The sequence below is a fragment of the Devosia sp. genome (genome assembly GCF_028290645.1).
Classification (GTDB): Bacteria; Pseudomonadota; Alphaproteobacteria; order Rhizobiales; family Devosiaceae; genus Devosia_A.
In genome coordinates this window covers 1-10,728 of sequence record NZ_JAQGJL010000383.1, presented here as the reverse complement: position 1 = coordinate 10,728, position 10,728 = coordinate 1, and the positions used below count along the sequence as shown (strand labels likewise).

The 10,728-nt window shown below is 64.3% G+C and carries 8 protein-coding genes; 5 read left to right on the top strand and 3 right to left on the bottom strand.

The window, feature by feature from the left end; all coding sequences use genetic code 11:
* The 5 genes from JWQ89_RS20375 to JWQ89_RS20355 all read left to right on the top strand — a co-directional run.
* Positions 1–1,042 (top strand): GMC oxidoreductase (locus JWQ89_RS20375; protein WP_299644108.1); only part of this gene is annotated, 1,042 nt, incomplete at its 5' end.
* 88 nt (positions 1,043–1,130) lie between these two features.
* Positions 1,131–2,114: an ABC transporter substrate-binding protein gene (locus tag JWQ89_RS20370; protein WP_299644107.1), complete on the top strand. Its 984-nt coding sequence runs from the start codon at positions 1,131–1,133 to the stop codon at positions 2,112–2,114.
* A 98-nt stretch (positions 2,115–2,212) separates the two neighbouring features.
* Positions 2,213–3,724 (top strand): sugar ABC transporter ATP-binding protein, encoded by a 1,512-nt coding sequence (locus JWQ89_RS20365; protein ID WP_299644109.1) that lies wholly within the window; start codon positions 2,213–2,215, stop codon positions 3,722–3,724.
* Complete coding sequence (locus tag JWQ89_RS20360; RefSeq protein ID WP_299644106.1) at positions 3,721–4,716, top strand: ABC transporter permease; 996 nt, start codon at positions 3,721–3,723, stop codon at positions 4,714–4,716. The genes JWQ89_RS20365 and JWQ89_RS20360 overlap by 4 nt, the downstream gene beginning before the upstream one ends.
* Entirely contained in the window at positions 4,713–5,681 is a 969-nt protein-coding gene (locus tag JWQ89_RS20355; protein WP_299644105.1) for an ABC transporter permease, read from the top strand. Before JWQ89_RS20360 ends, JWQ89_RS20355 begins: the two co-directional genes overlap by 4 nt.
* 320 nt (positions 5,682–6,001) lie before the next feature.
* On the opposite strand, the gene JWQ89_RS20350 is transcribed toward JWQ89_RS20355, so the two are convergent.
* The 3 genes from JWQ89_RS20350 to JWQ89_RS20340 form a co-directional block, all read right to left on the bottom strand.
* Positions 6,002–8,518 (bottom strand): bifunctional diguanylate cyclase/phosphodiesterase, encoded by a 2,517-nt coding sequence (locus JWQ89_RS20350; RefSeq protein WP_299644104.1) that lies wholly within the window; start codon positions 8,516–8,518, stop codon positions 6,002–6,004.
* 154 nt (positions 8,519–8,672) lie between these two features.
* Complete coding sequence (locus tag JWQ89_RS20345; RefSeq protein WP_299644102.1) at positions 8,673–9,632, bottom strand: AraC family transcriptional regulator; 960 nt, start codon at positions 9,630–9,632, stop codon at positions 8,673–8,675.
* 209 nt (positions 9,633–9,841) lie between these two features.
* The coding region (locus JWQ89_RS20340; protein ID WP_299644100.1) for a spore coat U domain-containing protein at positions 9,842–10,728 on the bottom strand (887 nt) is incomplete at its 5' end.

Sequence of the window (10,728 nt, the reverse complement as noted above, 5' to 3'; positions counted from 1 at the left end):
TATCGAGCCGCTGCGCGACAATCCGCTCCTGACGCTAAAACTCAATGCTGGGGTGAACCGCATCCTGGTCGAGAATGAGCGCGCCATCGGCGTCATTTATCGCGGCCTCGATGGCGCCGAGCACACGGCGCAGGCTTCCGGCGACATCATTCTCTCCGCTGGCGCCCTTGTCTCACCCAAGCTGCTGATGCTCTCCGGCATCGGCCCAGGTGACGAACTGCGCAAACACGGCATTCCGGTTGCTGCTGACCTGCCTGGCGTCGGGCAGAATCTGATGGATCATCCAGAGGTGCCGCTAATCGCCACCTTCAACGGCCCCTTCGGCTACCATGGCCACGGCGATGGCTGGCGCATGATCCAGCACGGCCTGCATTTCAAGCTTTTCGGCGGCGGCAAGATCCTGTCGGCGGGCGTCGAGGCCGGGGCTTTCGTCAATCCGCTTGACCCTGAGGCTGAGCCATCGATCCAGGCCTTCTGCGTGCCGGATATCTACCTGGATCGGGACGTGCTCAACGCCGTGGAAAAAACCCACGGCGTCACCATCACAACCGTGGTCACCAAACCAAAGTCGCGCGGTTTCGTGAAACTGCGCTCGCCCAATCCGGCCGACATGCCAATTGTCTCACCCAATCTGCTGCAGCACCCCGACGACATGGCAACCATGATCGCCGGCCAACGCCTCTTCATTCGGGCCTTTGAAAACGGGCCGCTTGGTGAGCGCATCGCCCGCATCGTCAAGCCCGACCCGACCGATCTCAGCGACGAGGCCCTCGTCACCCACTGCAAGCGGCTGGTCAAGACCAACTATCATCCGGCTGGCACCGCACGCATGGGTGCCGACGGCGATCCGATGGCGGTGCTCGATGCACAGCTTCGTGTGCGCGGCATCGCCAACCTGCGGGTTGCCGACATGTCGGCCTGCCCCAACATCAACGCCGGCAATACCGCCGCGCCGGCCATGATGATCGGCGACCGTTGCGCCTCGTTCATCCAGGATACCGCACTTGCTTCGCAAGAAAGGGAGGATCTCCGCGTCGCGTGAATGACGACCAAGGAGCGCGGCGTGCAGAGGGCGCGTCGCATCTCGCAGTGATTCAACCGGTGAGAAACTCACCACAGGGAGGTAGAAAATGACGATTTCTCGTCGCACGCTTCTGATCTCATCCGCCGCAGCGGCCGCAGCCGCGGCAATGGCGCAGAGGGCATTTGCCGCCGCTCCGCCGCTGGCCAAGAAGGACACCTACAAGGTCGGCTTTTCCCAGACCGAGTCCAACAATCCCTGGCGCCTTGCCCAGACCAAGTCCATGCAGGACGAAGCCGCCAAGCGGGGTTGGCAGCTGGTCTACACCGACGCCGCCGGCTCTGCCGCCAAACAGGTTGCCGACGTCAACTCGATGATTGCGCAGCAGGTCGACCTGATCTTCCTTGCTCCGCGCGAAGAAGTGCCGCTCATTCCAGCCATCATGGCCGCAAAGGGCGCCAACATCCCGGTCATTCTGCTCGATCGCAATGTCGCCCAGGATCTGGCCAGGCCCGGAGAAGACTACGTCACCTTCATCGGCTCGAACTTCATCGAGGAGGGCCAGCGCATCGCCGACTACCTGGTGGGCATGAACGGTGACAAGAAGACCATCATAGAGCTTGAGGGCACCGTCGGCTCATCGCCCGCGAACGATCGCAAGAAGGGCTTTGACGACGTCATCGCCAAGAACCCGGGCTACACCATCGTCGCTTCGCAGTCGGGGGACTTCGCCCGCGACAAGGGCCGGCAAGTAGCGGAAACGCTGTTGCAGGCCCATCCCGAAGCCAACGTCATCTATGCCCACAATGACGAAATGGCGATCGGTGCCATCGCGGCGCTGGAGGCGGCCGGTCGCAAGGCCGGCCGCGAAGACTGCCTCGTCTTCTCGATCGACGGAGGCAAGGAAATCGTGCAGCTGGTGGTCGATGGCAAGGTCGAAGCCGTGGTTGAGTGCAACCCGCGGTTCGGACCCAAGGCCTTCGACACTGCGCTCGCCTACGCAAACGGCGAAGCGATCCCTCCGGTCCTCATCAACCCAGATGCGATCTATACGCCGGAGAACGCCAAGGACCTGCTTCCCAGCGCGTACTGATACGGCCACGGGGCCGCTCGCTGGAATAGGCGAGCGGCCTTCATTGGTCTGGCCATGGCGGAGGATGATCGATCATGGGCGCCGACTTGCTGCTCGCCATGCAGGGCGTCGACAAGCGCTTTGCTGGGATACCGGCGCTAAGTCAGGCCACGCTAGAGGTGAATGCCGGCGAAGTGCATGCGCTTGTAGGCCAAAACGGCGCCGGCAAGTCGACCCTCATCAAGGTATTGACCGGCTACCATCAGCGCGACGCGGGGGAAGTGACGTTTCTCGGCAAGCCGTTCGAGGTGAGCTCACCGCAACAGGCGCAGGCTGGCGGTATCAGCACGATCTATCAGGAGATCAACCTCGTGCCGCTGCGCAGCGTCACCGAGAACATCTGCCTTGGACGTGCGAAGCGCCGCTTCGGGCTGCTCGACTGGCGCGCGATGCATGAGGAAGCCGAGCACCTGCTGAACCGCTTCCGGGTCAGGCTCGACGTCCGCCGCCCGCTTGGCGATTTTTCCACCGCGACGCAGCAGATGGTCGCCATCGCTCGCGCCATCGGTTTTTCTGCGCGGCTGGTAATCATGGACGAACCCACCTCCTCGCTCGATGAGCAGGAGGTGCAGGTGCTGTTCGACGTGATCCGGCAACTGAAGGCGGACGGCGTCTCGGTGATTTTCGTCTCGCACAAGCTCGATGAACTGTACGACGTGTGCGATCGCGTCACCATCATGCGTGACGGGCGCACCGTCCGCAGCGCCGACATGTCCGACATCAGCAAGCTCGAGCTGGTCTCGCAGATGCTCGGCCGCGACGTCAGCAAGATGGAGGGACACGCGACCGCTTTCAGCCGGCCGCCGGCGGATAGGTCCGGCGAGGTGGTGCTGACCGCCAGGTCGCTCGCCGCCGGCCAGGCCGTGCGCGATGTGAGCTTCGAGCTCCATCGCGGCGAAATCGCCAGCTTTGCGGGGCTGCTGGGAGCTGGGCGTACGGAAACAGCGCGCGTCGTGTTCGGTGCCGACCCGACACGGGCCGGCAGTATGTACTTGGACGGCCGGGCCTATGCGCCGACCCATCCGCGCGACGCCATCGAAGCCGGACTTGGCTTCGTGAGCGAGGACCGGAAGCTCGAAGGGATCGTGCCCGACATGAGCGTCGCCGACAATCTCACGCTTGCGCTGCTGCCGCGCATCAGCGCTGGCGGTGTGGTGGATGAAGGAAAACAACGCGAGATCGTCGACCGCTTCATCAAGGACCTCGGCATCAAGTGCTCCGGGCCCGGTCAGAAGATCCGCGAACTCTCGGGTGGCAACCAACAAAAAGTGCTGCTGGCCCGTTGGCTTGCCATGAGCCCCGACGTGCTGATCCTGGATGAGCCGACGCGCGGCATCGATGTCGGCGCGAAGGGTGAAATCCAGCGACTGATCCGCTCGCTGTCGGACGGCGGCCTCACTGTGCTGATGATCTCCTCCGAGCTGGAGGAGGTTGCCGAGGGCGCCGACCGTGTGTTCGTCCTTCGCGAGGGCCGCACTGTTGCCGAGCTTGCAGGAGACGAGATCACCGAGGAGACCATTCTCGCCGCCATGGCGCAGGGCCACGTTTCGCACCAGGAGCCGGGGCAATGACCGACGCTCCCCCCTGGCGTAGCGATGGCGCGCTCGCCAACTTCGACGTGTTCGGCTTTCTGGCCCGCTACGGCACGCTGATCGCGTTGCTCCTGCTCGTCGTGTTCAACCTGGCCTTCACCCGCAATTTCGCCACCCTGCAGACACTGAACGTCAACCTCACGCAGGTCTGCACCATCGTCATCGTCGCGGTGGGCATGACGCTGGTGATCGCCACCGGCGGCATCGACCTCTCTGTGGGCTCAATCATGGCGATCGCCGGTGCCCTCGCGCCGCTGATCTTCCTCAGCCCAATCTTCGACGGGAACGTCGCAGTGGCGGTGGCAGTTGCGATGGTCTCCGCAATCCTGGTTGCGACCCTCTGCGGCCTTTTCAATGGGTGGCTGGTGGCGCAGTTCCGCATCCAGCCCATCGTTGCGACTCTCGTGCTGTTCATAGCCGGTCGCGGCATCGCGCAGGCGCTGACAAACTCGAACCTGCAGGTCTTCCGGGTGCCGGAATTCCAGTGGATTGGCCTGGGCCGTCCCTTGGGGCTTCCGGTTCAGGTGATCATCATGGTGGTGCTGGTGGCGTTCGCCGCGTGGATGCTGCGACGCACCCGGTTCGGACGTTCCATCCTTGCGACGGGCGGCAACGAGCGGGCAGCAGAACTGGCGGGCGTCGCGGTGAACAGGACCAAGCTTGCGGTCTACGCCATATCAGGCTTCTGCGCCGGCATCGCCGGGCTCGTCGTCATCGCCATCAACTCGGCGAGCGACGCCAATCTGGTGGGCCTCGGCATGGAGCTCGACGCCATCGCCGCGGTCGCGGTAGGCGGCACGCTGCTCGTCGGGGGCCGCGCCACCATCGTCGGCACGCTGCTCGGCGCACTCACCATCCAGCTCGTCCGCTACACCCTTCTCGCCAACGGCGTGCCGGATGCAGCAGCTCTGATCGTCAAGGCGGGCATCATCGCCCTTGCCGTGTGGCTGCAGCAGCAGAGGCGGACATGAACCGCGCTCGTGTCGCACGACTGTTCGGAACCTATGGCGTCCTGATGGCACTGGCCGTGCTCATCATCTTCGGCTGGTGGCGCTACGACAACTTCCTCAGCGCCTTCAACGTCACCACCGTCGTCCGCTACAATGCGATGTTCGCGCTGATCGCGCTCGGCATGTGCTTCGTCATCATGGCAGGTGGCATCGACCTGAGCGTCGGCTCCACCGCTGCCCTCGGCAGCGTCGCGGCCGCGCTCGCCAGCCACTATGGCATCGTTCCCGGCATGGCCGCAGGCATTGGCGCCGGACTGTTGGTCGGTGCTATCAACGGGCTGCTGGTTACCCGCGCCAGGATCATGCCCTTTATCGCGACCCTTTCAACCCTGCTCGCAGCCAGCGGCACCGCTCTGCTGCTGTCCAACCAGACGTCCGTGCCCGTCTCCGCGACCAGCGGCTTCATCAATGTCGGGATGGGCATGTTGTGGGTCGTGCCGATCCCCACGGCGATTGCAGTTGCCGCCTACGCCCTGGGCTCGATCGTTCTCAACTACACCAGCACCGGGCGCACCGTGCTGGCCGTCGGCGGCGGCGAGGATGCCTCAAAGCTGATGGGCCTGCCGGTAGCACGTGTAACCTTTCTCGTTTACCTCGCGAGCGGCGGCCTTGCCGGCCTCGCCGGAGTGCTGCTCGCCGCGCTCGGTTTCGCTGGCCAGCCGACCGAAGGCGTCGGCTGGGAGCTTTTCGCCATAGCGGCGGTGGTGGTTGGGGGTACGCTACTCACCGGCGGCAGCGGCTCGGTTGTGACAACTTTGGCGGGAGTCCTCCTGCTCGGCACGTTGTTCAACGTGCTAAACTTCGAGAACGGCAAGGGCTGGATTTCACTCTCGGCCGCCTGGCAGTCGGTCGTCCGCGGCCTGTTCCTACTCGTGGTCGTGCTCCTGCAGGCTCGGCTGACGCGAAGTACGTCTCAAAAGGCGTAGACGATGTCGGCATGACGGTTCGAGCCCGCCGGCGATAACGGTTGCGGTTCGGGCCATGGAGGCCACGATGACCAACACTATTGTTTTCAGCACCGACCGCGCCGTCACGACCTCGTCTTTCAGGACGAGAGACGTGGATGTTCCGCAACACAACCGATTCCCGTACGCAGGTGGCTGAAAGCAGAACGCGGGAGCCCTCAGCGCGGATCGCCCGCCCCAACTTGAGCACCATCGGGGCCGTCCAAAAGCAACTCAGGTACCACGGTTCAGGATTTCCTTCACCGAATGAGCCATCGCGGGCCAACCGCCGCGCGGATGACCTATCTCCCAGGACCACCCCCGACCTTGGCGACGGTGAGGCCATTCAAGTTCGAAAGAATATCGGCGATAGGCTGCGGCTTTCCAAACAGGTAACCTTGGCCCTCCTGGCATTGTATTTCGAGGAGAAGCGCGCGCTGCTCTTCTGTTTCGATCCCCTCGGCGATCACCTGCAGTCCAAACTTGTCACCGAGCGCGACGACAGCCTCTACGACCGCGCGGTCCAATGCGTCGTCGCTAAGGCTTTGGACGAAACTGCGATCGATCTTCAGCCTCGTGAGAGGGTACTGCTTCAGCATGCTGAGCGAGGCGTAGCCGGTGCCGTAGTCGTCAAAGGCGATGCCGACCCCCAACATGCTCAGGCGGTGCAGTGTTTCGAGGATCGTGGCGTCATTGCGCAGGATCGTGTGCTCGGTGATCTCGACTTCGATCAGGTGCGCGGGAAGGGCCGCCTCCTCGATGAGCCGGCCGATCGTCGTCGGCAGTTCGCCGGACCGCAACTGGGCCGAAAACAGATTGATGCCCATTCTGAGGGAGTGGCCCATACGGTTGAGCCGCGCCGCTTCATTGATTGCCTGGCGAAGGATCCAGGTCCCCACGAACTCGGCCTGGGGACTGCGCTTGAGCACCGGGAGAAACTCCGAGGGCGTGAGGAGGCCACGTTCCGGGTGGCGCCAACGCAAGAGCGCCTCGAGGCCCGTCATTTCCCTTGAATCGAGGTCGACCTGCGGCTGGTATAGAAGTTCGAACTCACCCTGTTCAAAGGCCCGGCGAAGTTCGGAGGCGAGGGTGACTTTCCGCTGTGCCGCGAGCCGCAACGCCGGTGTGAAAACGCACGACCGGTTCCGCCCGGATTCTTTGGCAGAATATAGCGCCAGGTCGGCGTGGACCATCAGTTCGTCGCTGGTGGTTCCGTGGCGGGGTGCGAACGCAATGCCGACACTGCAGTTCATTTCGATCGCCTGGCCGCCAATGACGAATGGCTCGGCGACGCGGCGCTGAAGTTGACTTGCCAGCGCAGTGGCCTCGGCCTCGGCCTGCTGGCCCTCCACGAACAGGGCGAACTCGTCGCCGCCCAGCCGGGCGACGATCTGACCGACCTCGACCAGTTCGCTCAGTCGGCGTGCCACCTCCCTTAGTACCGCGTCGCCGGCGTAGTGGCCGAGCGTATCGTTGATATCCTTGAAGCTATCGAGGTCGATGAGCAGAACCGTCGCGGGTTTGGAGGAGGCCAGCCGCGTATCGGCATGCTCCCAGAACAGGGTTCGATTGGGCAAACCCGTGGTGGCATCGTAGTGGGCAAGGCGCAGAAGGTGTTCGCGCTGCTGCTTGCGGCCGGAGATGTCTCGGACCAGCGCACCAAAGTACCGCTCTTCGCCTTCGCTCCAACTCGACATCGACAACTCGATCGGGATTTCCGATCCATTCTTTGTCGCGGCCACCAGCTCGATTGAACGGCCGGAGCCAACATCGTCAAACGCTGTTTTCGCCTCGCCCTCGCCGTGAGCGTGCCGCAGCAATTCAGGAACGATGATCTCGACAGAGCGACCGATGACTTCGCTCGCGGAGTGGCCGAATATCCTCGAAGCCGCCATGTTCCAGAACGTGATCGTGCCGCGGTTGTCCATGCAGATGCAGCCGTTCGGGGAAGTCGAGGCGAACTGGGTAAAGCGATCCTCGGCGCTGCGCGCCCTCAGGGCGGCGCGCTTGGCCCGCGTTATGTCGGTTACGACCCCGATGATGCGCCGGGGCACGCCCTCGAGGTCAAAGTAGACCCGCCCGGATGACGAGAGCCAGCGCTCCTCACCGTTATCGGCACGCCTGACCCGAAATTCATCAGCGAGGCGGCCGTCTCCGGCAGGGTCGTGGGCTCGCCGGACGCGTTCCTCCAGCTTGGCGCGATCATCGGGGTGCATGCAGGCGACCAGCACCTCCATGCTGGGGGGTACGTCCGGCGGCAGCCCCAGGACCTCCAGCTTGGTCTCCGACCACCAGGTCTCGCCGGTCGCATAGTCGTGATCCCAGATTCCCAGGCCGGCGCTCTCCACCGCGAGGCGCAGTCGTTCGTCCCGCGCCGCAATTGCATTCTCCGCGACGCGCCTTGCATGAATGTCGGTAAGCGTTCCGACCCACTCGCGAACCGAGCCGTCCGGGTCCCTGAGCGCAACGCCCCTGGCATGGGCCCACTCATACTTGCCGTTGGTACGTCGAATGCGGAAATCGACTTCCCAATGGCCAGCCTGCTCCTGCTGCTTGGTCCACAGCGAGAGCATGGCCTGCCTGTCGCCAGGATGCACGGCGTCGATCCAGCCCTTGCCTAGGTAGGCCTCGAGGAAGGGCTGCGAGTATTCGTTCGTTCCCCAGCCCTCGAGAAGGGTACCGTCCGGACCGGCGCGGAAGACGATAGCCGTGCTGCTCTGGATCAGGGCACGATATCGCTGATCACCCATCAGCGCGGACAGGCCCGGTGGGACTGGCCCGCGCTCCCGTCCGCCGGTGGCAGCAAGGTGGGCTTCCAACGTGGTTGTCACTGGGAAAACCTTGGCTAGAACGCCGACATCCTGTCGGTCAGGGACGCGTCGTTCGTACAGTCGTGGCGGCCCGTGAATCAGGCGTTAATTCGGCCTCTGTCCAGTATTCCTACCGGCGTGCGGAGCAAGGGCAGCGGCAGAGTTATCTGTCCGCTGACGGGGGCCGGCCGTGGCGAGCCTTGTACGCGCGAGAGAACGCATTGGCGTCGCTGTAGCCCAGAATCCAGGCAACTTGTGCGACCGAAGCACCCGTGCCTCTCAGGTACTCCGCAGCCAGGTCGGCACGCAGGTCCTCGAGAATCTTGCGATAGTTGTGCCCCTCCTCCCTGAGCTTGCGGGCCAGCGACCGGCTGCTGAGACCCAAGTCGCCGGCGATGTTGCGCTGACTTGTGGTGCCATGCGGAAGACGTGGGGTGATCGCGTTTTCCACACGCGTTCGCAACGTCCCGCGCGGACCGCTTCGTGCCTCCAGGGCGCCTTCGGCATAGTCGAGCAGGAGCGCATCGAGAAATGGATCAGCGGTCACCAGCGCCAGGCCGGCGCATGCCGCTGGCAATTCGAGCCGGTCATGGGGCGCGGAGAACCGCGGACAGCGGCCGTAATAGCGCTTCATGTCTGCCGGGACGACTGTACGAGGATGCACGAAGCTCACCAGGTCGGGGGCGACCTGCTGCTGTGTCAGCTCCCGCAATTCCCGGAGCGTGCAGGTGATCCAGAACTCCATCTGGTGCCGGTCAAGGTGGCGCTCGACTCCGGTGTAGAAGGTGTCCACGATCAGCCGGCTGGCTTTCCGGTAACGGACGCGCATGCCTTCGCTGACCAGGGCGGTGTAGCGCTCCTTGCGCGCCAGCGCCTCGTCCACGGTGTGGGCCGAGGCCATTGCAAAGTACAGCGTACCAAGCTCGCGAAGGTCGATTTCGAGCGCCAGGTGAAAGCCGAACGCGTCATCGTCGAGGCCGGACGCGATGAGGTTGAGGAACTCGATCTGAGCACGGGCACTGATCCAGCGCTCCGGCCCGGTTTCGAGATCATCGGGCAGGCCAGCCTGGCGCCGAAGCGCCTCGACGTCGACACCCGCATGTCGGGCGTACCTGGCAGCCATGCGAGACAGCGCCCCGCGGGAGCTGGGTAGCGCGCTCGCGACCTGCCCCCGGACCAGCCTTGATGGAGCCCGCGACTCGCGCTTTCCTGAGGGCACGCCTGTATCGGTCATCGTCCCCTGTCTCGTATCGACAGGACGATCATACAGCACGACCGGCTTGGGCCAAGGCCAAAGCGGCGAAAAGGGAAGCTTGCTTCGCCTGCGCCGCCTCAGTCGTAGAAGATGCTGACGACAACCGTGTCGGAATAGGCTCCTGGGCCGGCGACCTGAGGTGGTACTCGCCCGTAGATTGTCAGTGCCTCCGTATCGCCGGTCCCGGTCCCCGCGACGGTGGTCCCCGCAAGCTCTCCCCAACCCTCGGTCCGCGCCGGGTCTAGGTAGAGGCCATAGGTAATCGCGCGGCCACCTGAGGTCATGGCGCGCTGCGCCGGGTCCGTGGCACCGGTCAGTCCGCCATCGAGGCCAACGGAATAGTTTGTTCCGGGTGTGCAACTGATATCCAGATCCCCACTCGCATCGAGGGCACGCGCGACCACTCCCGTGCGTCCGAAATCGATGTCTCCGGCCACCACGAGGCAGTTTGCGAGAACCGTGGCGTTTACCGAGAAAGCAGCATAGGCGAAGTCGCCGCCCGCGGGCGCACTGCAATCGAGCGCGGTCCCCTCCGCGTAGATCAGGGTGGCGTCGGGCCCCGAGAATGTCGACCGGTAGCTAGCCGCGACAGCCGAGGACTGACCCGCAAACACCGAACCATAGAGGCTGATCCGGCCGGATGCGGCCCCCCCGTTGGCGGGGAGATGCAGGGTCAGCGGCGATCCGAGTGCCGGGGTATCGTGGCTTCCCCAGGGAACCGAGTGCGCGCTGTCGGCGAACAGGCCGAAGGCCAGCCCGGCAGTTCCCCCCTCGAGCAGCCGAAGGCCGCCCTGCACGCCGCCACTCCCGGTCCCGAGGTTAATGCAAACGGTCATACTGGTGACGTCCCCGGCCACCTGATCGCAGGTGATCGCGACTTCGCCGGCGGCATTGGCGGGGCTCGCCGACAGCGTGTCGACGATCCCAAGATTCAGGTCGCTGATGGTCGCGCTGCAGGTTGCGG